The sequence below is a fragment of the Streptococcus oralis genome (assembly GCF_001075675.1).
GTDB classification, from domain to species: domain Bacteria; phylum Bacillota; class Bacilli; order Lactobacillales; family Streptococcaceae; genus Streptococcus; species Streptococcus oralis_V.
The window spans coordinates 1-26792 of the sequence record NZ_JUNW01000034.1 but is presented as its reverse complement, the minus strand read 5'-3'; the positions used below and the strand labels follow the sequence as shown (position 1 = coordinate 26792).

The window sequence follows — 26792 nt, the reverse complement described above, 5'->3', positions numbered from 1 at the left end:
CCCTTTCTGTATCTATTTTCCTAGAAATTGATTAGTGCTATTATACCATATTTCAGATACTATCAGAAAAAGCAAATACCACATAGACTCCAAATCTCTCCACATAGACAAAAGCTCTTGCCATGGGTCGTAAAATAGTGTTTAATAAAGGTGTACAGGAAGTGATCACAACCTTGTATAACTGAAAAGGAGAGAAATTTATGAAAATAGAACTACAAATTAATGAGACTTACGAGGAGGAAAAGCTGATTGTCCAAACTCCTCAGCCGACCGAAAAAGTCCAGAAAGTCATCGAGTTCGCAGAAAATCTTGACCAAAAAGAAACAATCAAAGGAAAGATTGATGATCAGGTCTATCTAGTTAAGATTGGTAAGATACAACGCTTCTATATCGAGAATCGGAAGGTTCTAGCAGAAACTGCATCTCAGACCTATACCATTGATTTGCGTCTCTATCAAGTTCTTGACATTCTGCCGACCACTTTTATCCAAATTTCCCAATCAGAAATCGTTAATATTGACGCTATCTCTCATCTCAAACTCACGCCCAACGGCCTGGTTGAAATTTTCTTAAAAAATGAAAGCTTCACCTACTCTTCACGCCGTTACCTAAAAACCATCAAGGAGAAATTAGAACTATGAAAAAACAAATCTTTCACGATGCAGCCGCTGGTGTACTTATCGGCCTCATCCTCTCTATCCTCTTTTCACTCATTTATGCACCAAATACCTATACCCCACTAAGCCCCGAGTCTCTTATCGGCCAAGCGATGGCTCAACATCAGATTCACGGTGCCCTGGTCTTGCTCTACTGCATGATCATCTGGTCAGCTATCGGCGTTCTCTTTAGCTTTGGCAGTCGCTTATTCAGCCGTGACTGGAGCTTACTCCGTGCAACACTTTCCCATTTCTTCCTCATGTTGGCTGGCTTTGTCCCACTAGCGACTCTGGCTGGTTGGTTCCCCTTCCACTGGACCTTCTATCTCCAGCTCATTCCAGAGTTTGCGATCGTCTACCTTATCATCTGGGTTATTCTCTATAAAAGAGAAGCAAAAAAAGTAGACCACATCAATCAACTCTTGGCTCATAAAAAGTAATAGAGAAAAATCCCACTCACAAACACATGAGTGGGGTCCTTTTTATAATTTTTGTTTGAGCTCAACTAAGACATTCATAGCCTGCATCGGTGTCATATTGTACACATCCAGTTTAGCTAATTCTGCTAGAATAGGATGCTCTTCAGGGGTATCAAAGAGTGACATCTGTTCAGTAACAGCACTTGTTTCTCTCATTGGCGCAGGACTTTCCGTCCCTTGATTCTCCAGTTGAGTCAATATCTTATCCGCCCTTGCTAAAAGTTCTCCTGGTAAGCCAGCAATCTTAGCAACATGGATACCATAGGATTTGTCAGCTGGTCCTGGTTCGATCTTGTGAAGGAAGGTGACCTGCCCATCCTGCTCCAAGGTTGCCACATGGACATTAACCAAGTGTTCCAAACTGGACTCCAGACTGGTCAACTCATGGTAGTGGGTCGCAAAGAGGGTCTTGGCTCCGATATGTTCATGAATGTATTCGATGATGGACTGGGCAAGAGCCATCCCGTCATAAGTTGCAGTTCCGCGTCCCAATTCATCAAAGAGAATCAAGGAATCCTTGGTCGCATGCGAAATGGCATTGTTAGCCTCCATCATCTCCACCATAAAGGTTGATTGACCCGAAACCAAGTCATCCGCTGCCCCAATGCGAGTAAAGATAGCATCAAAAATCGGCAAGTAGGCACTCTCAGCAGGAACATAAGAACCCAGCTGGGCCATAACCGCCGTCATGGCTAGTTGGCGCATATAGGTGGACTTCCCGCTCATGTTAGGTCCCGTAATCAGTTGAATGCTGGTGTCTTCTGCCATCTGAATCGTATTGGGAATATAGGTCTGAGCCCCCATCACCTTTTCGACGACCGCATGGCGTCCTTTCTGGATAGCGATTTGGGAATCCTCTCCAAACTCAGGTCGAATCAAATGCTGGGTTTCAGCCACAACTGCGAGACTTTGCAAGACATCAACCGTTGCAATTCCTTGGGCTAGAGCCTGCAAACGCTGGATGTACTTGCTGACTTCTTCACGGATGCGCATAAAGATTTCATATTCTAGGTTGGCTGACTTCTCTCGCGCCTCCAACATATCTCCCTCGATCCGAGCTAATTCCTCGGTACCGAAGCGTTCCGAGTTTTTCAGCGTCGCCTTGCGGAAAAAGTGGGCTGGAACATTTCCCAGTTGCGAATTGGTCACATGGAAATAGTAACCATCTTTTTTATTGTAGTCAATCTTGAGCGTGCTGATGCCAGAGTTTTCTCTCTCCTTAGCCTCAATCTCAGCAATCCAGCTAGTCCCTTCTCTGAGCACACGACGGTACTTGTCTAATGTCTCATCAAATCCCGTACGGATAATGCCACCTTCCGTAATCACGTGAGGAGCTTCAGGAGCAATGGCAGCACTAATCAAGCTCTCCAACTCAGGGATGGCATCTAACTGTTTGATAAGATAGGCCAGGGCAGGTTGCTCCAGGCCTTCTAAAATCGCTCGAATCCGTGGCACACTAGATAAGGTGGTCGCTAACTGTAAGAGATCCTTGGGATTGGTCTTGCCAAAAGAAACCCGACTAGCCAAGCGTTCGATATCATAAACACCCTTGAGACTGTCCGTTAAATCGCTGCGCTCAAAGAAGTGGTCAAGAAAGACCTGCACCACCTCTTGCCGCTGGACGATTCGCTCCTTATCAATCAAGGGACGATGAATCCAAGACCGCAAGAGCCGCATACCCATAGCCGTTTTGGTTTCATCTAAAAGCCAGAAAAGACTGCCTTGCTTCTTGCCTGAACGGGCATTCTCAACCAAATCCAAACTAGCCTTGGTCGCATAATCCATCTGTAAGAAATCTTTGATTTCATAGCGGATAACTGGTTTGAGATGGTTCAATTCCCGCATCTGGGTCCGATGAACATACTGGAGGAGCTTACTAGCTGCCGCTTGCTCCACAGCTGCCAGTCGTGAATCCAATAAATGGATGTCCTCAAAACCTTCTTTCTCATAGGAAATCACCAGATTCATCTGACGACTTAGAATTTGTTCTTCTTCCTCAGGCAAGTCATAACCCAGAACTACTTCTCGCGCCTTGAGATTGCGAATTTCCCCACAAACCAATGTGAAATCCAATAGCCCCGTCACATAGAAATCACCTGTCACCAGATCCATATAAGCCAGACCAAACTGACTGCCATCACGGTCTATAGCAACCAAGAAATTGTTCTGACTGTCTGGCTTACTGCTATCAACGACCGTTCCAGGTGTGATGACCTGGACCACCTCTCGCTTGACAACTCCGACCGCTTGTTTGGGATCTTCCATCTGTTCTGCAATGGCAACTTTATAACCCTGTTCAATCAGAACATCGATATACTGCTGGGCAGAATGATAGGGGACACCCGCCATGGGTATCGGATTTTCTGCATTTTTATTCCGACTCGTTAAGGAAATTTCTAAAATCTGTGCTGCATTAATTGCATCTTCATAGAACAACTCGTAAAAATCACCCATTCGAAAAAGCAAAAAAGCATCTGGGTATTGTTTCTTAATATCCACATACTGTTGCATGCCGGGTGATAGCTTTTCTGTTGCCATTTTCCGTCTCTCCTTGCTAAAAATAAGTCTTGAGAGCAACTCCCAAGACCTTATTTATCTTTCATCAAATCTAGCAAACGATCTTCCATCAGCTTGGCAACGTGCTGGTCTCGACAAATAACCAATAAGGTATTAGCACCAGCAACCGTTCCTAAAATCCATTCATCCTTGTTTGCATCTACAATGTTTGCTAAGACTGCAGCTTCCCCAAGTTTGGTATGAAGTACCAAGGTGAACTCTGCTCTTGCAACACCTTCTAAATGATGAGACAAAAACTCAACTAAATCAATCTTATCTGTCTCATTTGCTAGTACATAATACACCATATCATTTTTCTTAACCTTGGTCAAGCCGATTTCACGCAAATCACGTGACAAAGTCGTTTGTGTCACATAAACATTACGAGCTTCTAAACGATCTTGAATCTCTTTTTGTGTCCCAAGTTTTTCTTCGGTGATCATCTTTTTAATCAATTGATGCCGTTCTCTTTTTCTCATATTATCCTCTTAAGTGAATATTTATAACAAGTTTTACATTTATTTTATAACTACATTATACCAAAAAAAATAGATAATTCAAAAAAATTCTTTTCTTTCTCAAAAAATGTAGTAAATTGTGTTAAAATAGTAAAAAAGCCCAAAAGGAGCCCTTATGAATACAAAAGAATTGATTGCTAGCGAGTTGGCTAGCGTCATTGATAGCCTGGACCAAGAGGCTATTTTAAATTTACTGGAAACACCTAAAAACTCAGAAATGGGAGACATCGCCTTCCCTGCCTTTTCTCTAGCAAAGGTCGAGCGTAAAGCTCCGCAAATGATTGCAGCAGATATTGCTGAAAAAATCAATAGTCAAGCCTTTGAAAAGGTTGTCGCTACTGGACCTTACGTTAACTTTTTCCTTGATAAATCTGCTATTTCGGCTCAGGTATTACAGGATGTTATCACTGAAAAAGATCACTATGCTGACCAAACCATTGGCAAGCAAGAAAATGTCGTTATCGATATGTCTAGTCCCAATATCGCAAAACCATTCTCTATTGGTCACCTGCGCTCAACGGTTATCGGAGATAGCTTGTCACATATTTTCCAAAAAATCGGCTATCAAACGGTCAAGGTCAACCATTTGGGAGACTGGGGCAAACAGTTTGGAATGTTAATCGTTGCCTACAAGAAATGGGGAAATGAGGAAGCCGTTAAAGCACATCCAATCGATGAACTTCTTAAACTCTACGTTCGCATCAATGCTGAAGCTGAAAAAGATCCTAGCTTGGATGAAGAAGCACGCGAATGGTTCCGCAAACTGGAAAATGGAGATGAGGAAGCCCTCGCTCTCTGGCAATGGTTCCGTGATGAAAGTTTAGTGGAATTCAACCGTCTTTACAATGAATTGCAAGTTGAATTTGACAGCTACAACGGAGAAGCCTTCTACAATGATAAGATGGATGCTGTTGTAGACATTCTCGCTGAAAAAGGACTTCTTGTTGAGTCAGAAGGGGCTCAAGTTGTCAATCTTGAGAAATATGGAATTGAACATCCAGCTCTTATCAAGAAATCTGATGGTGCAACTCTCTATATCACACGAGACTTGGCTGCAGCCCTCTACCGTAAAAACGAATACCAATTTGCAAAATCCATCTATGTTGTTGGTCAAGAGCAATCTGCCCACTTCAAACAACTCAAGGCAGTACTACAAGAGATGGGCTACGATTGGAGCCAAGACATTGTCCATGTTCCGTTTGGATTGGTAACAAAAGAAGGGAAAAAACTCTCTACTCGTAAAGGAAATGTCATCTTGCTAGAACCGACTATCGCTGAGGCTGTTAGTCGTGCCAAAGCCCAAATCGAAGCGAAAAATCCTGAGTTAGAAAATAAAGACCAGGTTGCCCACGCTGTTGGAGTTGGGGCTATCAAGTTCTATGATCTTAAGACCGACCGTACAAATGGATATGACTTCGACCTTGAAGCTATGGTATCCTTTGAAGGAGAAACTGGACCTTACGTTCAATACGCCTACGCTCGTATCCAATCTATCTTGCGCAAAGCCGATTTCAAACCAGATACAGCTAGCAACTATAGCCTGAATGATGCTGAAAGCTGGGAAATCATCAAGCTCATCCAAGACTTCCCACGTATTATCAATCGTGCAGCAGATAACTTTGAACCTTCTATCATTGCGAAATTTGCGATTGGTTTGGCTCAAGCATTTAACAAATATTATGCACATACACGTATCCTAGATGAAAGTCCTGAGCGCGACAGTCGTCTGGCCCTCAGCTACGCAACCGCAGTCGTCCTCAAAGAAGCTCTTCGTTTGCTCGGAGTAGAAGCGCCGGAGAAGATGTAAATCGCCAAAGTTACTTGATTGCGGAGCAATCTAAGTAACTAACGCCAAATCCTATTTGGACTTTGGCTAGGAGCTTCACTAGTAAAGAAACATAAATATTGTCGATTTATGTTTCTTTACGTCGTAACCAGTACGAGTTGCCTAAACGCTTCACTAATTCACCTAACCAAATAATATCGATTTGGCTAGGCTCATGTCGTAATCTTTTAATCACTTTATTGTAAAGCAATCTAATACTCAATGAAAATCAAAGAGCAAACTAGGAAGCTAGCCGCTTATATGCGGACTAGCTAACTGCTTCACTAGTCATGGCCCCTAAATATAATCGATTTAGAACCCATGACGTCGTAACTATGGTGATTTGGCTTGGTGCTTCACTAATTTACCAAACCAAATAATATCAATTTAGTTTAGGTTCTAATCTTTTAGATTACTTGAAAGCAATCTGAAAGATTGAGGCAAAATAACATTTATATTTTGTTCGGCCTTGTAGCTGTTCAATGAAATAATTTATTCACTTTTACTATTTCTTTATCACACTGGGAGATTCCTTATGAGCCAATATGCTTATATCCTCGTTGTACTTAGCTTGGTTTTCCTTTTTCTGCTCAATAAGTACGAGAAGGAAAGACTTCAAAGACTCTACCAAGAGCAACTCTTGAAGGACGAGACATTTAGGTCTGACATCAAAGAGAAAATTCACACGACTGAAAATATCAATGATGTCATTGCACATATCAATAAAACTTACCATCTGGGAATGTTGCTCTCAAAAGACGTCACAGATCAATTGAAATAATCAAAATCCGAGAAGCTTTCTTCTCGGATTTTTTAGGCTTACCATATTTTCCTTGGAGAAATTTCATTAACGCATGTAAAGTTTTCTGTAATTTTCTATATTTTTTCAAACTGGCCTTGCATTTCTTTTAAGTTTTTTTGTAGAATAGTAGCTATCTATTCAGATTATTCTGAAAATTCAAAAATAGGAGTGTTTATTATGTCACAAGTTACGTTATCAAACCAGTCAACCTGGGCAAGCAAACTAAAGGCAATGGGGCCAGGAATCCTAATGGCTTCTGCTGCCGTTGGAGGTTCTCACATTGTATCCTCTACTCAAGCTGGTGGTTCTTATGGTTGGTCACTACTCCTCTTGGTTATCTTGGCCAATGTTTTTAAATATCCATTTTTCCGTTTTGGTGCTGAATACACGGCTGATACGGGAAAGACTTTGGTCGAAGGTTATGCCGAAAAAGGGAAACTCTATCTCTGGATTTTCTTTATCCTCAATGTCTTTTCAGCTATGGTCAACACAGCTGGTGTTGCCATTCTGTGCTCAGCTATCATCGCCAGTGCCTTCCCAATGATCGGTCTTAGCATCACTCAATGGTCCCTTATCCTTGTTGCAGTCATTTGGGCTATGTTACTCTTTGGTGGCTACAAACTATTGGATGGTATGGCAAAATGGATCATGTCTGCTTTGACCATTGCAACAGTTCTTGCAGTTATCATTGCAGCAATTAAGCATCCAGAATACAGCTCTGATTTTGTCGAAAAGACACCTTGGCAAATGGCGGCCCTCCCTTTCATCGTTTCCCTCTTAGGATGGATGCCTGCTCCTATTGAAATTTCAGCCATCAATTCACTCTGGTCTGCTGAAAAGAAAAAGACTGTCAACTTTAATACAGAGGACGCCCTTTTCGACTTTAACGTTGGTTACATTGGAACTGCTATCCTAGCTGTATTCTTCGTGGCACTAGGAGCACTGATTCAGTATCCTACCGGGCAGGCAGTTGAAGCTGCTTCAGCCAAATACATCTCTCAATTTGTGGGTATGTATGCCTCTGTTCTTGGAGAATGGTCCCGTTATTTGATCACCTTTATCGCCTTTCTTTGTATCTTTGGAACGGTCATCACCGTTATCGATGGCTACTCTCGTGTCAATCAGGAATCCCTACGACTCTTGATTCGTCAAAAAGAGGATACTCGCAAATCTTTGAACATCTGGATGACCATTACCGCTATCATTGGTATCGTAATTATTAAATTCTTTGCTGGTCAAGTTTCCACCATGCTTCGCTTTGCCATGATCGGTTCTTTCCTGACAACACCATTCTTCGCTCTTTTGAACTATGTATTGGTGACACGTGAGAATAAAAATCTTCCTTCTTGGCTAAAACTCCTCGCTATCGCAGGATTGATTTTCCTCTTTGGCTTTGCTATTTTCTTTATCTATGCACTTGCCATCGGAAAAGCAGGATAGTTTTATAAAATGGCACCCTTACGGGGTGCTTTTTGCATACACGAAAAGCAGTTGAAAATCTCAACTGCCCCTCAGTACTACTTTATTTTTCTGTTTCTAACTCATACAAGTCCGCGATAATTGCTGCGACTTTTTTAATATCTCCCAGCATACCACGCATTTCAAAGTCTGCTAAGACCGGGAAGCCAAAGCGCTGGCTATACTGCTTGGCTGTCAGACAGTATTGATTGTTAAAATTGCGATTACCAGATCCCACCACCCCAAAACACTTACTGGCATTGTCTCCATAGGCGATAAAATCACCCACTGGAGTCGTTAGGATCTCAACATCGCCGTTATCGACACCATTTCCACCTTCTAGATAGGTTGGTAAAAAGGCGACATAGGGGTGATCCATCTCAAAGAAATCTTTCCCTTCCTTGACCAAATCCTTGATATGGATCTTTTGGACCTCAATCCCTTCGTGCTGGGACAAGAGATAGTCCTTGAGTCGGGTTACAAAACTCTCTGTATTCCCGCTCAAACTGATATAAACTAAGGATATTTTTTTCATATTGACCTCGATTTTTATTTTTGGATATTAAAAGAACTACCAAGATTGTAACTTGATAGTTCTCTTTTGTCAATACTTAGGCAACTTCTTCTGCTTCGACTTCTTCGGCCAAATCTTTTTGTTGGCGCCACATCTTGTAAAAGACTAAGGCTAAAAAGAGGACATTAATGATGATAAACAAAATATTCGTTCCTTGTGCTAATGCTCCCATTCCTAAGCCGAGAGTAGTATCTTTGATTAATTGAACCGCATCTTGAACGTTCATATAGCTATAAACCAAACCAACAATCGCTAGTAGAACATAGCCAATATAAGCATAGTTTGCGAATTGCACATTTTTACGTACGAGAAATACAAAGGCTACTACAACTAAAATTGCAGATAAAACAATCAACAACGTATTAAAAATAGAGTGCGATGACGCTGTTACTTGGTAAGTATAGTTAACCGTGTCTTCTATTTGCTGAGCAGTAAGGGACCCACTATTAGATAGGCTTGTACGAAGCACATCTTTACTTGGCAATGGACTCAAGATTCCAAACAATGACATAGATGAAATGAGGGCTGATAGGACTAACAAAACCCAAAGATAAATAGGATTCTTTTTCATGTTTTCCTCCATAAGATATTTTGAACATTATAGCATTTTTTGTACAGGAATACAACTTTTACAAGCTGGTTTCAACTTGTTTCCGATAAGCTTTCGGTGATTTTCCGCACAATTTACGGAAAACCTTATAGAAATATCCAACATTACTGTAGCCAACTGCATAGCAAATATCTTCGATACTATCACTGGTCGAAAGTAAGAGTTGCTGCGCTGCCTTAATTCGCTGTTTATTGAGCAATTCCGCAAAGGTTGAGTTGGTTTCCCTCTTGATCAGCTGACCGAGATAGACAGGATTGATAAAGAGATCCTTGCTAATATCCTTAAGTGAGAGCTCTTTCTGATAATCACGCCCAATCACCTCCAGAACGCTCACCACATTTTCATTCATGCGGTACTGGCCAAAGAACTTGGTCAAGGTTTCTTTGATATAGGCAACCAATTCTTCAAAGGTGTTAATGGCATGGATAGCTTTGACAATCTCGGTCATATCATCTGCTTTTAGGTGTTCAAATAAATGAAAGACATCCATGACAAACTGAGTGAAGAGCTGCTTTGTGATGGCTACGCGCGGGGTATTCTTCAAAACAACCTTCTCTAGCAGGGTTAATTCTTCGATGATTTGATTGATATTCCCTTGGATAATCACCCGATAAATCGGCTCATAATAAGAAAACAAACTCTCGGATTTTTCTAGATTAACTGAACCGTAGAAGAGGGCTTTTTCAGCGTTGATCTTCCAATTCTCAAAGGACTGCTGGTAAGGTGCTTCAAATGGTGTCACGACGATGCCATCGAGCGGTTGATCAGATATGAAAATCTGCCAGTCTTGTCCCAAAACATAGTAAGGAATGGTAAAAGAGCCCTGCTTTTCCTTGGAAAGACCAATCCACCAGCTGTCTTTACCTGACAGGTAGTTCGTAAATCCTGTCTCATCCAATTCTTGACTGAGGGTCTGACTTTGCTCCACCTTTTCCTGAAGATGTTGCGCAATCTTTTCTAATAAATTGCCCAACTCCACCTTGTCTACTGGCTTGACCAGATAATCCACGACACTAAGGTTCATGGCTTTTTTAACGTAGTCAAACTCCTGATAACCAGACAGCAAGATATAATAGGTATCTGGAAGTAGCTCTTTCATTTCCCTAATCATCTCAAGTCCGGTCTTATCTGGCATATTGACATCGGAAATGACCACATCTACTGGATTTTTCTTAACATAGTCCAAAGCATCATCTGCGTGATTAGCTGTTGCGACGACTTGCATATCCCATTTTTCAAAGGGGATTAATCGCTTGAGCCCCTCTGTCACCATGTACTCATCGTCTACTAATAAAACTTTATACATTTCTACCCTTTCTATTCATCCTGGATAGTGATATGGTAACGAACACCTTCTTGTTCAGCTGACTCTACACTGATTTGGTAGCAATCCCCAAAGTAGAGAACAAAGCGTTCGTGTACATTTACTATTCCAATTGATTGCCGCTCTCCACTATAGCTTGCCTCGTGTTCAAAACTTCTCTGAGCTAATTTTTCTTGCAAGCTAGCTAGTTTCTCAGCGGGCATTCCCCGACCATTGTCTTCCACTAGGATTTCAACGAAGCCTTGGCCCTTCAAGGCTTTGATACTGATGACATTATCCGTTCTGCGATGGTCAACACCATGGGCAAAGTAGTTTTCTACTAATGGTTGGAGTGTAAATTTTGGAATCCTCATTTCTTCCAATTCTGGTGCAATCTTGAAACCATAGGCAATGGATTTAGGATAACGCACCATACAGAGATAGCTATATTTTCGGCAAAATTCCAACTCCTGCTTCAAGGTCGTTTCCCGCTCGTCGGAGATATTGTTGCGTAACAAGCTACTAAATTCATAGATAATATCTGCCAATTCATCCTGACTTTCCATAACGGCATACATCCGTAAAAACTCCAGAGTATTGTACATAAAGTGAGGATTGATTTGAGCCTGCAGGGCTCGCATATTGGCATCTTTTTGACTGAGCTCTAGCTGATAGATATCGTGGATATTTTTTTCCAGGCGATTCAACATATCATTGGTTGTTTCTGCAATGAGAAGCAACTCTTGGTCTTTTTCAGAGGTATCGATTCGAAGGCCTTCTTCCCCTTGAGCAATCACCTCGATCGAATCTACTAGGTCTACGACCTGCTTTTGGTAATTTGAAAAAGTCTGTCTAAGGGTCACGTACAAAATGATGATAAAGAGAATACTTAGCCCAATAATGACAGCTGAACTCGTCAAAGTTCCTGTAAGAACAAAATTTTTAGGAACAGCAACTCGAACCTGATAACCGTGAGAGGTGACACCTACAAACCAGTTTTCTCTCTCGGCTGAGACCTTCTCCCCAATATGGAACATCTCAGTCTCAAAAGGCGAAGTTACTGTTACAGCCATTGGGATATGACCCCGAGTATTGTCAATAGCGCCATGTAAAACATCTGGGGATAGGGAGATATAAATCACTCCTAAATCCTTGTCAGACACAGGATCGGAAACAGGAATGGCAAAACTATTGGCTGTTGGCTTAAAATCCTCCGCAGGAACTTTCTCTCCACTTCGTTTTTCTCTAGTCGAAACATACACTTCCTTGTAGTCCTGAAGAACAATGGCCACTCCAGTCACAAAATCATTCCGAACATAGAGGTCATCAATATTTTCATACAGGGAAACCGAGATATAAGGTGAAGTTTTACGCTCTAATTGCCAATAGAAGTAGTCTGGTGTGCTGAGACTGAAATACTTGTAAATTCCTTCGATGCGGGCCTGATTTTCAACCAAAGACTGAGCAAGTTGGGTTGACTCTCTGTGATAATATTCCACTTCACTCACTGTCCGAGTGGTCACACGTTCTGCAACCCGTTGGGCCTCTTTCTCACGCGAGTCCCAGTCAGCATACGATAGCATAATCGCAAAACTGGCAATGACCACGATCATGACCAAACTATAAATCCGTAAAAGAGAGTGAAGCCAGAACTGCTTCATTCTATTTTGTCGCCAATTTTTCATGGATACTTTCATAAATAGGTTCCAACATATCACTGATAAAGAAATGCCACATTCCAATTCCTACAAAAAAGAGCAAGGCAGGCATATAATAACCAACTCCTACAAGGAGAGCGGACCCGAGTAAAACCTTGGCAATCGCAGGTAGGCTCATAAAAATCCCGATAAGGGATAGTTTCAAGGTATTTTGGTAGGATAAATCAAAGTAGACCTGAAGTTTCAAGGAAACAGTATAGGCTAGAAAGACAAGAGCAACTACAAGGACATTGAGAAAGGTCGCCAAGAGGTGGAAAATCGTCTGGTGGGGCAATTGAACTAGAAGATACAAACCATAAACTAGGACAAGATCCACAAACACAAAACTATAGAAAGCCAGATTACTCTTGACAAAATTGCTCTTATACAATTCCCAAGCTTCCTTCAAATGGTATGCTCGATAGGTATAACCATGCTCCCCATACAAACTCATCAGGGTAGCACTAGCTGGGGCCAAACCAAAGATCACTCCTCCTGCTAGTGTTAATAGCCAGAAATAAGCCGTCGCAATCATTCCCAAAAAGATACGATTAAAGACGAATTCTAGAAATTTTCCCATACTACTCTCCTTAAACTAACAATGTAACTATTATATCATATTTCAAACGTTTTCAAAAATATAGAACTCCCATTTACAATCCTCAAAAAGCGTGATACAATTGGTTTTGTTAATTCGTATCAAGGAGATTCTCATGAAGAAAAATATCTTAACCACCCTCTTGGCCGCCGTCCTCTACTTTCTCTGTGTAGGGATTGGAGTCTTCCTAGGACACCTGGTCGACCAAACAGGCAATATGTTCTACGCACCTGCCTTTTCTGCCCTTGTCGGTGGCAGTGTCTATATGCTTCTTTTGACGAAAGTCCCTCGTTTTGGCGCTATTACGACTCTAGGTCTTTTTATGGCACTTTTTTTCCTAGCTAGTAAGCATGGCGCTGGTGCCTTTCTCCCAGGACTCGCCTGTGGTCTTGCAGCAGATGCCATCGCTCGTCTCGGCCACTACAGAGACCGAATCAAAAACACCCTCTCCTTCCTCGTCTTTGCTTTTAGCACAAGTGGCCCTATCTTCCTCATGTGGATCCGTCCCAAAGCTTACGTGGCCACCTTACTTGCACGTGGGAAATCCCAAGAATACATTGACCGTATCATGGTCGCTCCAGAGTTGGACAAAATTTTTCTCTTTGTCGCAAGCATTCTCCTTTGTGCCTTGATTGGTGCTTTGCTTGGACAAGCCATTAGTAAAAAGTTTACACACAAGATCTAATCACTAAAAAAGAGCCCTTCGGCTCTTTTTATTTATGACTCAATTTCTTGGTCAAGAAATCTCCCAAGAACTGGATCGTAAAGATAATCAAGATGATAATGATAGTCGCCAAGATGGTCACATCGTGATTGTAGCGATTGAATCCATAGGCAATGGCTACGTTACCGATACCACCAGCACCAACTGCTCCCGCCATAGCTGTTTCCCCAACAAGGGAAATCAAGGTCACAGTCGTCACACGAATCAAATCTGGAAGACCTTCGGATAGGTATACCCCAACGATATCCCAGAAGGTCGCTCCGCTCGCTTGAGCCGCCTCAATGACACCGCCATCCAGCTCAGCCAAGACAACCTGCACCTGACGGGCAAAGAAGGCAAAGACTGCAAATGAAAGTGGCACAAGGGCTGCATTTGGACCGATACTAGTCTTGACGATCAAGTGAGAAAGTGGCGACATGATTGCCAAGAGGATGATAAATGGTACCGCACGGAAAATAGAGGTAATCTTGTCTAAAATCCAGAAGATAACCTTATTTTCCAAGACACCGCCTGGCGCTGTCAAGACGAGGAAGAGACCTGCCACCAGCCCCAAGAACCCTCCGATAATAAAGGAAAGAACTGTCATATAAAGAGTTAGGTAAATGGCTGTTCCCCAGCCTGCCTGACCAGCCCAGCCCATCTTGTAGACATTTGGTAAGTAAGTTTGAATCAACTCTGTCATTTTACTGTCCTCCCTTCAATACTTTTAACTGCACACCAGCCTGACGAATGGCATCTTGAGCACCTACTAGCGCTGCTTTTTCCCCTGACAAGACCACAACCAATTCTCCAACAGGAGTGCCATCGAGAATTTCGATATTTCCATAGAGGATATTGGCCGTTACTTGGTAATGTTTGTACAATTCATTCAAAAGTGGTTCGTCTGTCGAAGCCCCTGCATACTTGAGCTGCACTAAAATACTGTTCTCAGATAAATGTTCTACGATTTCTTGCTTCTCAATCTTAACCATGGCTTCGTCAATACCTGTTGCAGTAGAGATGAAGTCTTGAGTCAAAGGTTGTTTAGGGTCTGAAAAGATTTCAAGGACACTACCCTCTTCAATCAAACGCCCATCCTGCATAACTGCCACACGGTTGGCAATGTCTTTGACAATCTGCATTTCGTGTGTAATCAGGACAACGGTCAAGCCTAATTTTTGGTTCAAATCTTGCAACAAGGCCAAAATCTGCTTGGTTGTCTTAGGGTCGAGGGCAGACGTTGACTCGTCTGAAATCAAAATTTTTGGATCATTTGCCAAGGCACGCGCAATGGCCACACGCTGTTTTTGCCCTCCAGATAGTTGTGAAGGGTAGTTTTCAGCACGATCCGCCAAGCCAACCAAGTCCAATAACTTAGCTACTTTGGCTTTCTTTTCTTCCTTGCTGAGTCCAGAGTGTTTGAGGGCAAAGGCCACATTTTCCTCTGCTGTCTTTTGACTCATCAGATTAAAGTGCTGGAAAATCATCCCGATATCTTGACGCTTACGGCGCAACTGCTCTGCTGTCAAGGTCACTCTGCCATCAAAGATTACATCGTCGTCAATGGTAATTTTCCCTGCAGATGGCTTTTGCAAGAGGTTAATCACCCGTACAAGGGTTGATTTCCCCGCTCCAGAATACCCAACGATTCCGTAGATATCCCCTTCTTGGATGTGAATGGTCACATCCTTGACCGCTGTGATGGTTCTCTTCTTTTGGTGAAAAGTCACATCGATCTGATCTAACTTGATAATATCTCTACTCATAGCTTCTAATCAGCTCCTCTACTAATTCAATATGGGTGTAGTAATCGGCGATTCGCACATTTTCATCTCCACCGTGGTCTCGGCTATTGGCATTTCCTAGACCGAAGGCCACCATGGGTACCTCTAAGGCATCAAAGACCGTATGCATGGGCCCTGTCCCCGCTGTGGTCGGCAAGACTGAAACGCCCTGTGGATAGAATTTCTTGGCCAACTCGATCACATTGAGAATGGCTGGTGCGCTCATATCGCTTCGATAGCTCATCTCTCCCAAGGTATAGTATAATTCTACCTTATCAAAGCCATTTTTGTCTAGCTGTTTCCGAATTTTTTCCAGAACATCATGCGGTTCTAGGCCAGGAACCAAACGAACCTCTAGCTTAGCACTGGCTTCTGCTGGCAAAATCGTTTTAACCCCTTGCCCTTGATAACCTGACTGAATCCCTTCGATATTAAGGGCTGGCTCGAAAAAGAAACGTTTTAGAAAGGCTGCACGTTCCTCTTGTAAGAGAGGCAATTCCAAGCCATAAATGCGACTGATTTCCTCAGGATTGCGTTGGGCGTAAGTATCCACCAAGGCTAGTTCTCGTTCATTTGGCCCTTGAACATCCTCGTACAAGCCTTCTACTAAGATACGTCCATCTGCTGCACGTAGACTACTTAAGGCCTGGATAAGATACCATGGCGCTGACTCCACGACACCACCATAACTCGAGTGGATATCCACATCCGCACTTTTTACCTTGGCATCAAAGGTCACAATTCCCTTGTTTCCGCCAGAGATTTCCAGCTGTTCCAAGGCGTTCTTGGTCCCTTGTTCCCAGACTAGCAAGTCCGCTCCACGAAGTTTGTCTGCGTGTTTCTCTAAATACTTATCTAGATCCATGGAAGCAGATTCCTCTGCCCCTTCCATGATAAAGCTGATATTGACAGGGAGGTCATCGTGGTGCTGCATATACTTTCTCAAAGCACTCAAACGAGCTGTGATGTGGCCTTTGTCGTCGTCAACACCACGTCCATACATAAAACCATTGCGCACAGAAAGGGTAAAAGGATCCTCTGTCCATACTTGGTCGCCATCCGCTGGCACGGTGTCATAGTGATTATAGAAGATCAAGGTCTTGGCATCTGGACGCGAACTCTTGAAATGCGCCATGACAAAGGGCGCCGTGTAAGTCTCATCAATCTCCACTTCAGCCCCTACTCGCTTGAAAATCTCACCCAGATAGTTTGCGACTTCCTTTAGTCCAACCTGCTGGGCAAAGACTGATTTCTTGGAAATTAAGGTGCGCAAGACTTCAAAATAATGTTGAGCAACATGATCCTTTTCAAATTTTTCAATCTGTTCTTGTTCGCTAGGAAAAACCATTTTTTCTCTCTTTCTACTACATACTTGCGTCTCTGGAACGACCACAAGTGCCTCTTTAAAATCAACTCTCTATACAAAAGCAAGAGGTGGAAACTCTCTCCCACCTCCCTGTGTCTTATTACCAAACTGGTTGGTCCAAACCGTCTGATGTTTCTTCGATAACTTTTTTCACTTCATCAGTGTGGTAAGCTGCGATAATTTTCTTGATGGCATCAGCCTTAGGTGATGATTCCCAATCTTTTTTCGCAACAATGATGTTGTACCATTGTTTTGAGTTTTCATCAGCTTGTTCTTTGAAGAGTGCTTTCTTGTAGTCCAATTTTGCTTCTGTAACGAAGGTATTGTTTACAACGGCAGCATCAACTGATGACAATGAACGAGCTGTTTGGCTAGCGTCCAATTCAGTAATCTTCAAGTTCTTTGGATTTTCTGTGATGTTAGCAACTGTTGCAAGGGCAGTTCCAGAAACATCCAATTTGATCAAACCAGCTGATTGAAGCAAGTAAAGCGCACGGCTTTCGTTTGTTGCATCGTTTGGTACGGCGATTTCACCGTTATCTGGGATTTCTTCCACTTTAGTGTACTTGTTTTCTTCCCCATTTTTACCTGAGTAAAGACGGATTGGTGAGATGTAGGTATCTGCAATCGCTACAAGGTCTTTCCCGTTTTCTTTGTTCCAGTTGTTCAAGAAGTTGTAGTGTTGGAAGGCGTTCAAGTCTACCTCGCCATCAGCAGTTGCCTTGTTTGGTTGTGAATAGTCTGTGAACTCTGTGAATTCCAATTTAATTCCATCTTTTTCAACCAATTCTTGGATTTTATCCCAACGCGCTTCTTCAGAACCGCTACGGTTAACTGTTGCAATTTTGACAACTGTTTCGTTGTCTGCTTTCTTTTCTGAATTTCCGCAAGCTGCAAGAGTCAAACCTGCGACTGTAGCAAGAGCTGCTACACCGAGCCATTTTTTAATTTTCATGATTCTATCTCCTTTAAAAATAATACCGTAATAGTATCTCATACTTTATTTGATTTAGCAAATTGTTATTAGATAGGCAGACATATAGTTTGAAACTATATACCTAAAAATTGAGAAATCATCCGCCTTTCTCAGACTGGATGATTTCATACGACTATTTAATATCAGCTTCTGCTGGGAGGTAAGTGTCCCCGAAGAACTGTTTAGACAATTTTTCAAGAGTTCCGTCTTTGTAGAGTTCTTGGATACGTTTGTCTACAAATGATTTCAACTCATCTTGACCTTTAGCAAGAAGTGGGTAAACGTAAGGTTGTTGGTCGCTTGGAAGTTCGATGACTTTCAAGTTGTCCAAACCTTGGTTCTTGATAACTGTTTCAACACCAATTTTATCGAAGATCTTGTAGTCAAACTGACCATCGCTCAAACGAGACATGATTTGTTGGAAATCAGCCTTGGTATAGTTAAGAACAGTTGGATTGTCTGCGTGTTGTTTGTTATAATCTTCTAGCTGTTTAGCTGATGTTGTCCCTTGAACAACCTCAGTAGACTTGCCTCCGATATCATCAAGTGATTTGATGCTGTCGTCGTCTTTCTTCACAACGAGAACGTTAGGGTTTTTAGCAGTTGGTGCTGCATAAAGGTACTTTTCAGCACGTTCTTTGGTATAGCTGATATTGTTCACAGCCATTTGGTAGCGATCGCTATCAAGGCCTGCAAAGACACCTGACCACTCTGTCTTTTCAAACTTGACATCGTATTTGTCAGAGTCTTTAAAGATAGCACGGACTACTTCAATCTCATAACCAGTCAACTCGCCATTTTCTTCGTAGTTAAATGGTTTTGGTGAAGCATTGGTTGCAACGATAATTTCTTTCTTACCAGATGCTGCTTCGCTAGTTGCAGTATCTTTCTTATCTCCGCCTGAGCAAGCTGCTAGTACACCTGCGGCAACAAGTCCTAGAGCAGCAAGAGATGAATATTTGACGATTTTTTTCATGTCATTTCCTCCAAAATAGAATACTTTACTATCTTAACAGAAAATATTTTTTTTTGCCATTATATGATATCTATCTCGGTGATAGGTTTTTTTTATGGCTGATTTAAAAGACCAGACGCAAGACTGCAATCAAGACCACTCCAAAAAGAACCGTACCCACTAGATTGCGGTAGCGAAAGGCTATCCAAGCCGTTGGAAAGACTGCTAAAAAGTCCAGCCATTTGATCTGGGGAAGGCTGCCAACCTTTCCAGTCACTACGCTTGAAAGGATCAAGGCAAAAATAATGGAAACAGGCAAAAACTTCAAAAACCGCTCGACGATAGCTGGCAACCCCTTGTACTTGACCAAGATGAAAGGAATCATACGAGGTATCCAGGTCACTAGGCCTGAAAAGATAACGGCTAACAAAAGATATTTACTGACCATCTAAGACCACCCCCATAGTACAACCTAGCAAGGTCGCAAACAGAACAGCTAGCGATTGAGACACCACTGTCAAGAGCAAAAAGAAGGACACCGCAACAACGGCTAGGATCAGCAGCAGATTGCGGACAGGGACCCGTCTTTGCATAATCTGAAATTGCGAAGTAAAAATCCCGATAAACATCCCAACAAGGGCAAAGTCTAATCCAAAGACTTCAGGATTTGGCAGAAGCCCACCTAAAGCTGTCCCCGCCACTGTCCCAATAAACCAGGCTACATAACTATTGAGATTGTTCCCGTGCATCCACATGGGATGGACTTTATCTGTATGGGCTAATTCTCCCATCAAAACCCCATAGGTCTCATCTGTCAGGAGACTGGACATGCCGATATTTTGCCAGAGACTAGTATGACGGAAATAAGTCGATGCATGCAGGCTCAGCAAAAAGAGTCGCAAGTTGATCAAAAAGACCGTCATAGCAATAGCTGCCACAGGCGCTTGGACCGCAATCAGTGCCAACATGGCAAACTGGGCGCTCCCAGCATAAACAAAGAGGCTCATCAAGCCCATCTCAACAGGTGTCACATAGGGCGCACCGATAATCCCACAAGCCAGACCAATGCTGACATAGCCAAGGGCAGTCGGCATGGCCGCCTGAACACCTTCCCAAAATCCTTTTTCTTTCATCCTTCTCCTCATATTCTCTCCAATTGAGGCTGTTCATCATCACAGCCACAGCACGGACTATTATAACATATTCAAAGAAGAGAAAAAAGTTTCGGATTCGAAACCTATTGCCAGAAAAAGTGCTGAAGAGGAAGCATCATGGATACATGAGAAATTGATCCACTCGGATAGTATACTTATCGGTTTCTGTGTCTGTAGCATATTTATTTTCTGTTGGATAGACATCCACCCAGAGTTCCCACTGTTGTCCTTTTAACTTGACCTTGTAGCGATAACCGTCATCATAGAGTCCTACTGTATCAGTTGTCATGGACTGGTAATCTGGGAGTTCTTCCAGTTCTTTTTTTACAGTCTGGGATAGATTGTTAAGCACTACTTTCTGCTCCACCTTTGAAGTTACAGGAATATGGACTGCCGCTTCTTCCAAACGATGCGATTTTGAAAATGTAAAGGTTGCTAGACCAGTATAGCCTTTCAAAGTAATCTGCTCATAGTGATAGAAAAGGCGACCTGTTTTATAGAAATACGGGTCTTCTGCACGCCAGGTATCGCGATAGGCCGTTTCCTTTTCTTCCTCCACCTCGCTTGCCTTTCCAAATCTTTCTTCAACAGATTTAGGAGACATACCGAACGAAAGGGATTCAAACAAGACCAGTTGTGTTTTTTTGATATTCTGGCAAGCTGATAAAAGCATGAGTAAAACTCCAAGAGCCAGCAGACTACTGATTATTTTTGTAAATTTCATATTTCTACTATACAAAAAAAGTCTATGATTGACAAACTTTGATAGAGTCGGATTCCGTGGTTAAATTCTAAAATTACTTTTTCATTTAAGGTAACAAGGAATTGAACAAGAACCATTATTAGATATTGGAGATAAGAAAAAGACTGGAGCGCCAGCCTTATCATATGAACAAAAATTAAATCAAAGTTCCCTACTAAATGCTCTCACGAATATTCAAGAGCATGACAAATGCGGTTAGGAGTAATAGCAATAGAATAAAGCTGACCGCTAAGGTCCCAAAACTTGTAGCAATCGTTACGAAAACGATTGTGAATAGACTTGGTAAGACAACCGTAATAGCACCAATAGAGGATTGAACCGCTCCCATTGACTCCTCAGGTATTTGTTTAAAGACGAGTTCTTGCAATCTAGGAGAGAGTACCCCTGCGATGAAGGCATCCAAGGAGCTGAAAAGCAGAATCAAACCAAAATGAACTGTGGCAAATCCTACTAGAAGGAGTAACTGGATGACGACCGAAGCGTATAGAGCTGTTTTTATAGAAATCGTATTTTTCAGATAGCCACTTACAAGGCTTCCGACAATAAGTGCTAATAATTCTAGTGTTGATAACAAAGCGAGTGATTGACCAGTTTGTAAATTCAAAAACGGTTGGTTTCTTAAAAAAAGAGTCGAAATAGGAACAGTGACATTGATCACAGCTTGGCTGATAGAGACGATAAATAAAATGAAGATTACTCTATCCATATTCCAGATCAATTTCGATGATTGGAACAAATGCTGGCAAAACGATTTTATAGAAAGACCTTCTTGATAGCTAATTGTTTTTTCAACTTTCAAAAGATCATTTTTTATGAGAAGAATACCTACAAATGCTATCAGAAACGTCAGAGCGTTTAGCAAGGAAATGAACTGAATGGAAAGAATTCCTAGTAAAATCCCTCCTAGAATATTACTGATTGTCCGAACTAAACTAACTGTTGATTGTTTAAAGCCAATGGCTTCTGTCAGATGTTCTTTCCCAATGATTCTTATAAAAATAGGAGTTAGCATGGCTCCTGAAAAGTAACTCAATGTATCCGACAAGAGGTTCATTAAACAAATAAAGAATACGAGCCATAAGGAAAAGGACTGCCCTGAAAGCGAAAGTGCCACTATAGAATAAAGGACAAATTTGACAAAACTAATAACCGTATACTTTAGAACACGATGATGTTGAAAGTCAGCCAAAACTCCCATAAAGATTTGCAGAACTTGAGGAACAGTCTCTGAAATCGTAATGAGTAAAATCGCCAAGGGGGCAAACGAAGCATCTGCCACATAATTCAAAAAAGCAAGATAAAAAATCGTATCCCCAACCGTTGAGATCCACTGGTTGATGGTTAATTGCCTAAAATCTCTATTTTGAATAAATACTTTCATCGCAACTCCTTTTTGAGTTCAAATGGGAAGTTCTCCCCAAGGATAGACCGATATTGCTGAGCACCTAAAATTACAGCAACGGTAAAATTTGACCAATGCCATTGTAGACTATATGCAGTCCAATAGGCCAATAAATGGACTTGGTTACTCTAAATAAAACTGCAAATATGAGACCGCCACCCATATATACGAAAAAGTCTGTCAAGACCCAACCGTGATTACTAATGTGCAAGATTCCAAACAAAGTAGCAGATCCAAGCACATCCAGTCCCCATTTCTTTCCTTTTTCCAGAGCGGTCATCACCAATCCACGATAAATCATCTCTTCAAAAATGGGACCTGCAATCACAGGATAGAAAAAATACATCAAAAATGCTGTAGCTCCTGTAAAAGTAGGGACATCCAGTTGATAAGCAATTTCATTTTTGGTAGATGGGAAAAGATAAAATGTGACGAAATTCCAAATAACAAAAGCAAGAAGAGCTAAAAAGGAATAAAAAAGATAGGAACCTCTAAATTTTCGACTGTTAATTTTCTGCCATTTACCTGACCAAACCATAACAGTAATAGCAAGCAAAACCACAAGAAAATTCAACAGCATATCCGACAAATAATAGGAAAAGTCGGATAGACCAGCAGCAAGATCGCTATGTAAAAGCAAACGAATGAAGAACTGGTCAGCAATGACAAGTAGAATAGTTACAAACAAGTAGTAGCGTGAGATTATCTTTTTCATTTTATTTTCTCCTATACTATGAAATAAAGACAGTATAACACGAAAAATGCCCTATTTTAGAAAATCGCATATTTGACATTTTTTCTTATAGAAATTTCATTTTTGCGATCGTTTGTTAATCGATAAGGTCTTTATATTGCTGTAAGCGTAGTTCAAAAAGAGCTGTTAATTGGGGATTTTCTAATACTTGCAGAGATTGGATAAATTTTTCAATCTCTTTTTGATTGCTTCCCTTGGTTTGAAGGAAAATGCTCAATTTCTTTAAAAATTGCCATGATACTTTCTCAAAAACATCGTATGGTCGGAGCATACTCTCCAACTCAGCTTCAAAAATTGGAATATAGGAAAAAAGTTTGCGCTCCATGAGCTCTGAGATGATATTTAACAGCCCTTGTTTCATATACAATCGATTGTGTACTAACTCTTTAAATTCCTTGGATTTTTCAAGTAAAGAGGTGGATAAAAAGATTAGATCTTGGTTGCTCAAGAAGGGCATGGTATTGCAAAAAATATAGAGTTCAAACCAGGTCCAAGACTCAATAGCATAGAGATAAGTAGTTAAAAACTCGCTATCCTCCTCTTCTAGCAGATAGTTTTTATCCAAGGAATGAATGGCATCTTTAATCACAATAGCGTTCAAACGACGATAGGTCTGCGCCATCTGTTCTTGCTCGACCTCCTCTAATAATTGCTCTAAGCCTGCTATATCTTGATGGGCAAAACGATCCACAACCTTTCGACCAATTCGCATATGTGGTGATTCTTGATAGTTGTTAAGCTTGTGTCCAAACTCATCAAAGGTCACATTTATCGCTTGGATAGCTAGAATCAGCTTATCTGCAGACAGCATAGACTGCCCTAGTTCAAACTTGGATAGCTGGGATGCTGTCAGACCCTCACAAGCCACATCTGACTGCTTGAGCCTTCTCGCCAGCCGCAATTCCTTGTAAAATTCTCCCAATTCCATTCTCTCAATCATCTGACCACCTCCTAATTTTTACATATTATATCATCATTTTTACAGATTTGTCAAAATATTCTGACATTTTCCGGAGTAAAAAAGCCAGTTCAAAACTGACTCTTTATTCTATGGTATCAAAGGCGAGGCTTGGTTTGGCGTTGAGGTCCAAGTCTGCAAAGTTTTCTTTATTCCACTCGCTGACGCTGGCATAGGCAATCATACCTGCATTGTCTCCGCAAAGGCGCAGGGGTGGGATGATGACCTTGACATCTGTGATTTCAGCTGCTAGGCGTTCTCTGAGCCCTTTATTAGCTGCCACGCCACCAGCCACGACCAGAGTTTTAACAGGGTATTTTCCCAAGGCCTTCTTGGTTTTGGCCATAAGAATATCCATGACTGCTGCTTGGAAAGATGCTGACAGGTCTTCCTTGGACAAACTCTCTCCCTTTTGCTCGGCATTGTGGTGAAGATTGATAAAGGCAGACTTCAAACCTGAGAATGAAAACTCTAGATTGTCCTCCTTAATCATGGCACGAGGGAAATCATAAATATCCTGCCCCTGATGAGCTAGCTCATCAATCTCGCGACCTGCTGGATAGGTCAATCCCATGACACGGCCAACCTTATCATAGGCCTCACCAACCGCATCGTCTCGTGTCTCCCCAACAATCTTATAATCACCAGCCTCGGAAACATAGACCAACTCCGTGTGCCCACCACTGACCAAGAGGGCTAGCAAGGGAAACTCCAAAGGCTCGACGCTCTGAGCTGCCATGAGGTGGCCCGCCATGTGATTCACGGGGATCAGCGGAAGTCCATGTGCCCAAGCAAAGGCCTTAGCAGCTGATAAACCAACTAGTAAGGCTCCAACCAAGCCTGGTCCATAAGTAACGGCCACGGCTGTTACGTCCTCTTCGGTAATTCCTGCTTCTGCTAGAGCCTCCTCGATACAGGCTGTAATGACCTCTACATGGTGACGACTAGCTACTTCTGGCACTACGCCCCCAAAACGTTTGTGGCTCTCAATTTGACTAGCAATGACATTGGACAAGAGCTGGTCGTCGTTTTTTAAGACAGCGACACTGGTCTCGTCACAGGATGTCTCAAATGCTAAAATATATCTATCCTTCATCTATTTCTCTCTTCATGATGATGGCGTCCTCGACTGGGTCATGGTAGTAGGCCTTTCGCTCAGCGATGACCGCCATCTTTTCTTTCTTGTAAAATGCTTGCGCTCGGTGATTTGACTTTCTGACTTCGAGGAAAATCTCCTTGTCTGTCGGCAATGTTGCAAACAAGGCTGATGCTATTTCCTGTCCTTGATAGGCTTTCTTGACAGCGATTTGCAGGACTTCTGCCTCAAAGAGATTCTCCTGCACAGCTAGAAATCCAATCACTTCTGTTCCATCATAAGCTAGAGCGTACCAAGTTTGGTCTTGGGACAGGTCTGCTTGGATTTGTTCCAGCGTCCAAGGACTGACTGGGTAAACATCTGCCATGACAGCGTAGATGGTTTTAGCTAGTTCAGGCTGTTTTTGGATTCGTTTGATTTCTATCATAGGCGTTTAATGTAAGACCCGCCAGACTCGGTATGGTTCTTGAGCCAGTTTTCCTCAGCTTCAACACGTTTGAGGTAATTTGGCACAAAGTCGTGCAAGGAGTCTGCTTCCTCGTCCCAGGCCCAAAGAGCTAGATTAGCTGCATTTGGCAAGGTTTCTTGATAGCTAGCTTGAGGTAGTTGTTCTTGGATCTGTTCCACAAAGGCTCCAACTTCTCCGACAAAGGTTACCTGTTCAGCATCCTTGACCTGCTCTAGCACTTCCGCAAAAGACAGGTGCGCTTCTGGAAAGACTGGTTTGGCGTTTTGATAAAATCCTGCATAAACATTGTTGCGACGTGCATCCATGATAGGAACCACCAAGCCTTCTTGTTGGCGTGGCACCAGAGCCAATAGGCTAGACATCCCAACTAACTCAATGTTCAGGGTATGAGCCAAGGTCTTGGCAGTTGCTACCGCAATTCGCAAGCCCGTGTAGCTACCTGGCCCTTCAGCGACCACGATTCGATCCAAATCCTTTGATGTCAAATCTAGACTGGCCATCAAAAAATCAATGGCTGGCATAAGGGTAATACTGTGATTTTTCTTGATATTAATCGTCGTCTCGGCAAGAACCTGCTTGTCCTCTAAAATGGCTAGAGAAAGAGCCTTGCTGGACGTATCAAAAGCTAATACTTTCATAACACATTCCTATCTTTTTGTCTGTTTACTATTATACTACAAAAGCCAGCGCATGGGAATTTTCTTTATTTTGAAACAAAAGTTCCTGCCACTTAAACAAGCAATTCTGCACAAAAAATTCAAAAAAGTTGTAGCTTTTTTGAATAGAAAAGTGAACAAGGAAATTGAAAAGTTCTTTGTAAAAAATTTGGATCAGGCATTTATGTTTCAACTCGATTTTTGATACGAAAGAACATCGTCGTAAAAATAAAGATATCACCTAAAAATAGAAAAAGTCCATCCCATCTATCAAGACGAGGTGGATTTTCTGTATATCTAGAGGAATAATTGACTTTAGGCATTTAAACCAAAGTAGAAAACGAGCCAGACAACATAGGTAACCAGGAGGAGAAAAATTGAATAGAGCGTCACAAAAGCAAGCTTCCAAAGGAACTTTGTTTTGCGGTGTTCCAGATGAACAAACAGGGCATTCCCCCCATAGACACAAGCTACAAAGACTACAAACATCAAGAGGCGAACCCCTACTGCAAATTCAAACAAACTAAACATTCTTAATCCTCCTTTTGGTATTCCTATTTTTATATAAACTGTTGACAATGTTGTTCTATCAATGTTAAAATGTAATTCAACACTGATAGGAAAATCAGGTTGAGTCGTTGACTCTTCGGGTTGCAGTGCTATCCCTGAAACTTTGGTTT

At 42.0% G+C, this 26792-nt stretch carries 28 protein-coding genes; 6 read left to right on the top strand and 22 right to left on the bottom strand.

Annotation, left to right across the window (positions count from 1 at the left end; genetic code table 11):
- Positions 1–200 precede the first annotated feature (200 nt).
- Positions 201–641, top strand: coding sequence for a LytTR family DNA-binding domain-containing protein (locus ADM50_RS04850; protein ID WP_000687692.1), 441 nt, complete (start codon positions 201–203; stop codon positions 639–641).
- The gene (locus ADM50_RS04845; protein WP_000743976.1) at positions 638–1096 is read left to right on the top strand and encodes a DUF3021 domain-containing protein; all 459 of its coding nucleotides are present in this window, start codon (positions 638–640) and stop codon (positions 1094–1096) included. Before ADM50_RS04850 ends, ADM50_RS04845 begins: the two co-directional genes overlap by 4 nt.
- A 42-nt stretch (positions 1097–1138) precedes the next feature.
- Here ADM50_RS04845 and mutS read toward each other — a convergent pair whose 3' ends face one another.
- Both mutS and argR read right to left on the bottom strand, forming a co-directional pair.
- Positions 1139–3673, bottom strand: coding sequence for a DNA mismatch repair protein MutS (mutS, locus tag ADM50_RS04840; RefSeq protein WP_000179918.1), 2535 nt, complete (start codon positions 3671–3673; stop codon positions 1139–1141).
- 50 nt (positions 3674–3723) lie between these two features.
- A complete protein-coding gene (gene argR / locus ADM50_RS04835; protein ID WP_001231483.1) occupies positions 3724–4170 on the bottom strand; it encodes an arginine repressor in 447 nt (148 codons plus the stop codon).
- Between the two features lie 154 nt (positions 4171–4324).
- Here argR and argS point away from each other — a divergent pair, with 154 nt between their 5' ends.
- The 3 genes from argS to ADM50_RS04820 all read left to right on the top strand — a co-directional run bounded on the left by argS (position 4325) and on the right by ADM50_RS04820 (position 8276).
- Positions 4325–6016 (top strand): arginine--tRNA ligase, encoded by a 1692-nt coding sequence (gene argS / locus ADM50_RS04830; protein ID WP_049484714.1) that lies wholly within the window; start codon positions 4325–4327, stop codon positions 6014–6016.
- A gap of 553 nt (positions 6017–6569) precedes the next feature.
- Positions 6570–6815: a hypothetical protein gene (locus ADM50_RS04825; RefSeq protein WP_000084865.1), complete on the top strand. Its 246-nt coding sequence runs from the start codon at positions 6570–6572 to the stop codon at positions 6813–6815.
- Between the two features lie 198 nt (positions 6816–7013).
- Entirely contained in the window at positions 7014–8276 is a 1263-nt protein-coding gene (locus tag ADM50_RS04820; protein ID WP_049484713.1) for an NRAMP family divalent metal transporter, read from the top strand.
- 82 nt (positions 8277–8358) lie between these two features.
- Here ADM50_RS04820 and nrdI read toward each other — a convergent pair whose 3' ends face one another.
- The 5 genes from nrdI to ADM50_RS04795 all read right to left on the bottom strand — a co-directional run bounded on the left by nrdI (position 8359) and on the right by ADM50_RS04795 (position 13058).
- Complete coding sequence (nrdI, locus tag ADM50_RS04815; protein ID WP_000724234.1) at positions 8359–8829, bottom strand: class Ib ribonucleoside-diphosphate reductase assembly flavoprotein NrdI; 471 nt, start codon at positions 8827–8829, stop codon at positions 8359–8361.
- Positions 8830–8905: 76 nt separating this feature from the next.
- The gene (locus ADM50_RS04810) at positions 8906–9439 is read right to left on the bottom strand and encodes an ABC transporter permease (protein ID WP_000740043.1); all 534 of its coding nucleotides are present in this window, start codon (positions 9437–9439) and stop codon (positions 8906–8908) included.
- A 58-nt stretch (positions 9440–9497) separates the two neighbouring features.
- A complete protein-coding gene (locus ADM50_RS04805; RefSeq protein WP_049484712.1) occupies positions 9498–10784 on the bottom strand; it encodes a response regulator transcription factor in 1287 nt (428 codons plus the stop codon).
- A gap of 11 nt (positions 10785–10795) precedes the next feature.
- Entirely contained in the window at positions 10796–12466 is a 1671-nt protein-coding gene (locus ADM50_RS04800) for a sensor histidine kinase (RefSeq protein ID WP_080983068.1), read from the bottom strand.
- The gene (locus tag ADM50_RS04795) at positions 12444–13058 is read right to left on the bottom strand and encodes a YesL family protein (protein ID WP_049484711.1); all 615 of its coding nucleotides are present in this window, start codon (positions 13056–13058) and stop codon (positions 12444–12446) included. Before ADM50_RS04795 ends, ADM50_RS04800 begins: the two co-directional genes overlap by 23 nt.
- Before the next feature lie 133 nt (positions 13059–13191).
- Between ADM50_RS04795 and ADM50_RS04790 the strand changes: the two genes are divergently transcribed.
- Complete coding sequence (locus ADM50_RS04790; protein WP_049484710.1) at positions 13192–13761, top strand: MptD family putative ECF transporter S component; 570 nt, start codon at positions 13192–13194, stop codon at positions 13759–13761.
- 28 nt (positions 13762–13789) lie between these two features.
- On the opposite strand, the gene ADM50_RS04785 is transcribed toward ADM50_RS04790, so the two are convergent.
- From ADM50_RS04785 to ADM50_RS04715, 15 genes are all read right to left on the bottom strand, one after another.
- Complete coding sequence (locus tag ADM50_RS04785; RefSeq protein ID WP_000137507.1) at positions 13790–14482, bottom strand: methionine ABC transporter permease; 693 nt, start codon at positions 14480–14482, stop codon at positions 13790–13792.
- Position 14483: 1 nt separating this feature from the next.
- Positions 14484–15545 carry a methionine ABC transporter ATP-binding protein gene (locus tag ADM50_RS04780; protein WP_049484709.1) on the bottom strand — a complete coding sequence of 354 codons (1062 nt, stop codon included), beginning with the start codon at positions 15543–15545 and terminating at the stop codon, positions 14484–14486.
- A complete protein-coding gene (locus ADM50_RS04775) occupies positions 15538–16911 on the bottom strand; it encodes a M20 family metallopeptidase (RefSeq protein WP_049484708.1) in 1374 nt (457 codons plus the stop codon). Before ADM50_RS04775 ends, ADM50_RS04780 begins: the two co-directional genes overlap by 8 nt.
- A 118-nt stretch (positions 16912–17029) precedes the next feature.
- Positions 17030–17884 (bottom strand): MetQ/NlpA family ABC transporter substrate-binding protein, encoded by an 855-nt coding sequence (locus tag ADM50_RS04770; RefSeq protein WP_000694533.1) that lies wholly within the window; start codon positions 17882–17884, stop codon positions 17030–17032.
- 154 nt (positions 17885–18038) lie between these two features.
- Entirely contained in the window at positions 18039–18881 is an 843-nt protein-coding gene (locus ADM50_RS04765; protein ID WP_000724967.1) for an amino acid ABC transporter substrate-binding protein, read from the bottom strand.
- Positions 18882–18984: 103 nt separating this feature from the next.
- The gene (locus ADM50_RS04760; protein WP_044021513.1) at positions 18985–19308 is read right to left on the bottom strand and encodes an AzlD domain-containing protein; all 324 of its coding nucleotides are present in this window, start codon (positions 19306–19308) and stop codon (positions 18985–18987) included.
- Positions 19298–19993 carry an AzlC family ABC transporter permease gene (locus tag ADM50_RS04755; protein WP_000659752.1) on the bottom strand — a complete coding sequence of 232 codons (696 nt, stop codon included), beginning with the start codon at positions 19991–19993 and terminating at the stop codon, positions 19298–19300. The genes ADM50_RS04760 and ADM50_RS04755 overlap by 11 nt, the downstream gene beginning before the upstream one ends.
- 136 nt (positions 19994–20129) lie before the next feature.
- On the bottom strand, positions 20130–20738 hold the full coding sequence (locus ADM50_RS04750; RefSeq protein ID WP_049484707.1) for a hypothetical protein: 609 nt from the start codon (positions 20736–20738) through the stop codon (positions 20130–20132).
- A 193-nt stretch (positions 20739–20931) separates the two neighbouring features.
- Complete coding sequence (locus ADM50_RS04745) at positions 20932–22158, bottom strand: MFS transporter (protein WP_049484706.1); 1227 nt, start codon at positions 22156–22158, stop codon at positions 20932–20934.
- Positions 22159–22228: 70 nt separating this feature from the next.
- Positions 22229–22894 (bottom strand): CPBP family intramembrane glutamic endopeptidase, encoded by a 666-nt coding sequence (locus tag ADM50_RS04740; protein WP_000720903.1) that lies wholly within the window; start codon positions 22892–22894, stop codon positions 22229–22231.
- Positions 22895–23009: 115 nt separating this feature from the next.
- Complete coding sequence (locus tag ADM50_RS04735; RefSeq protein ID WP_049484705.1) at positions 23010–23873, bottom strand: XRE/MutR family transcriptional regulator; 864 nt, start codon at positions 23871–23873, stop codon at positions 23010–23012.
- A gap of 103 nt (positions 23874–23976) precedes the next feature.
- The gene (tsaD, locus tag ADM50_RS04730; RefSeq protein ID WP_000655078.1) at positions 23977–24987 is read right to left on the bottom strand and encodes a tRNA (adenosine(37)-N6)-threonylcarbamoyltransferase complex transferase subunit TsaD; all 1011 of its coding nucleotides are present in this window, start codon (positions 24985–24987) and stop codon (positions 23977–23979) included.
- Positions 24977–25414, bottom strand: coding sequence for a ribosomal protein S18-alanine N-acetyltransferase (gene rimI, locus ADM50_RS04725; RefSeq protein ID WP_000569810.1), 438 nt, complete (start codon positions 25412–25414; stop codon positions 24977–24979). Before rimI ends, tsaD begins: the two co-directional genes overlap by 11 nt.
- Positions 25411–26094, bottom strand: coding sequence for a tRNA (adenosine(37)-N6)-threonylcarbamoyltransferase complex dimerization subunit type 1 TsaB (gene tsaB, locus ADM50_RS04720; RefSeq protein ID WP_000865685.1), 684 nt, complete (start codon positions 26092–26094; stop codon positions 25411–25413). Before tsaB ends, rimI begins: the two co-directional genes overlap by 4 nt.
- A 333-nt stretch (positions 26095–26427) precedes the next feature.
- Entirely contained in the window at positions 26428–26643 is a 216-nt protein-coding gene (locus ADM50_RS04715; protein WP_000492029.1) for a hypothetical protein, read from the bottom strand.
- Positions 26644–26792 lie beyond the last annotated feature (149 nt).

Coding starts and splice junctions, on each gene's coding strand:
- ADM50_RS04850 (WP_000687692.1), top strand. CDS start 201: ATGAAAATAGAACTACAAATTAATGAGACTTACGAGGAGGAAAAGCTG.
- ADM50_RS04845 (WP_000743976.1), top strand. CDS start 638: ATGAAAAAACAAATCTTTCACGATGCAGCCGCTGGTGTACTTATCGGC.
- mutS (WP_000179918.1), bottom strand. CDS start 3,673: ATGGCAACAGAAAAGCTATCACCCGGCATGCAACAGTATGTGGATATT.
- argR (WP_001231483.1), bottom strand. CDS start 4,170: ATGAGAAAAAGAGAACGGCATCAATTGATTAAAAAGATGATCACCGAA.
- argS (WP_049484714.1), top strand. CDS start 4,325: ATGAATACAAAAGAATTGATTGCTAGCGAGTTGGCTAGCGTCATTGAT.
- ADM50_RS04825 (WP_000084865.1), top strand. CDS start 6,570: ATGAGCCAATATGCTTATATCCTCGTTGTACTTAGCTTGGTTTTCCTT.
- ADM50_RS04820 (WP_049484713.1), top strand. CDS start 7,014: ATGTCACAAGTTACGTTATCAAACCAGTCAACCTGGGCAAGCAAACTA.
- nrdI (WP_000724234.1), bottom strand. CDS start 8,829: ATGAAAAAAATATCCTTAGTTTATATCAGTTTGAGCGGGAATACAGAG.
- ADM50_RS04810 (WP_000740043.1), bottom strand. CDS start 9,439: ATGAAAAAGAATCCTATTTATCTTTGGGTTTTGTTAGTCCTATCAGCC.
- ADM50_RS04805 (WP_049484712.1), bottom strand. CDS start 10,784: ATGTATAAAGTTTTATTAGTAGACGATGAGTACATGGTGACAGAGGGG.
- ADM50_RS04800 (WP_080983068.1), bottom strand. CDS start 12,466: ATGAAAAATTGGCGACAAAATAGAATGAAGCAGTTCTGGCTTCACTCT.
- ADM50_RS04795 (WP_049484711.1), bottom strand. CDS start 13,058: ATGGGAAAATTTCTAGAATTCGTCTTTAATCGTATCTTTTTGGGAATG.
- ADM50_RS04790 (WP_049484710.1), top strand. CDS start 13,192: ATGAAGAAAAATATCTTAACCACCCTCTTGGCCGCCGTCCTCTACTTT.
- ADM50_RS04785 (WP_000137507.1), bottom strand. CDS start 14,482: ATGACAGAGTTGATTCAAACTTACTTACCAAATGTCTACAAGATGGGC.
- ADM50_RS04780 (WP_049484709.1), bottom strand. CDS start 15,545: ATGAGTAGAGATATTATCAAGTTAGATCAGATCGATGTGACTTTTCAC.
- ADM50_RS04775 (WP_049484708.1), bottom strand. CDS start 16,911: ATGGTTTTTCCTAGCGAACAAGAACAGATTGAAAAATTTGAAAAGGAT.
- ADM50_RS04770 (WP_000694533.1), bottom strand. CDS start 17,884: ATGAAAATTAAAAAATGGCTCGGTGTAGCAGCTCTTGCTACAGTCGCA.
- ADM50_RS04765 (WP_000724967.1), bottom strand. CDS start 18,881: ATGAAAAAAATCGTCAAATATTCATCTCTTGCTGCTCTAGGACTTGTT.
- ADM50_RS04760 (WP_044021513.1), bottom strand. CDS start 19,308: ATGGTCAGTAAATATCTTTTGTTAGCCGTTATCTTTTCAGGCCTAGTG.
- ADM50_RS04755 (WP_000659752.1), bottom strand. CDS start 19,993: ATGAAAGAAAAAGGATTTTGGGAAGGTGTTCAGGCGGCCATGCCGACT.
- ADM50_RS04750 (WP_049484707.1), bottom strand. CDS start 20,738: ATGAAATTTACAAAAATAATCAGTAGTCTGCTGGCTCTTGGAGTTTTA.
- ADM50_RS04745 (WP_049484706.1), bottom strand. CDS start 22,158: ATGAAAGTATTTATTCAAAATAGAGATTTTAGGCAATTAACCATCAAC.
- ADM50_RS04740 (WP_000720903.1), bottom strand. CDS start 22,894: ATGAAAAAGATAATCTCACGCTACTACTTGTTTGTAACTATTCTACTT.
- ADM50_RS04735 (WP_049484705.1), bottom strand. CDS start 23,873: ATGATTGAGAGAATGGAATTGGGAGAATTTTACAAGGAATTGCGGCTG.
- tsaD (WP_000655078.1), bottom strand. CDS start 24,987: ATGAAGGATAGATATATTTTAGCATTTGAGACATCCTGTGACGAGACC.
- rimI (WP_000569810.1), bottom strand. CDS start 25,414: ATGATAGAAATCAAACGAATCCAAAAACAGCCTGAACTAGCTAAAACC.
- tsaB (WP_000865685.1), bottom strand. CDS start 26,094: ATGAAAGTATTAGCTTTTGATACGTCCAGCAAGGCTCTTTCTCTAGCC.
- ADM50_RS04715 (WP_000492029.1), bottom strand. CDS start 26,643: ATGTTTAGTTTGTTTGAATTTGCAGTAGGGGTTCGCCTCTTGATGTTT.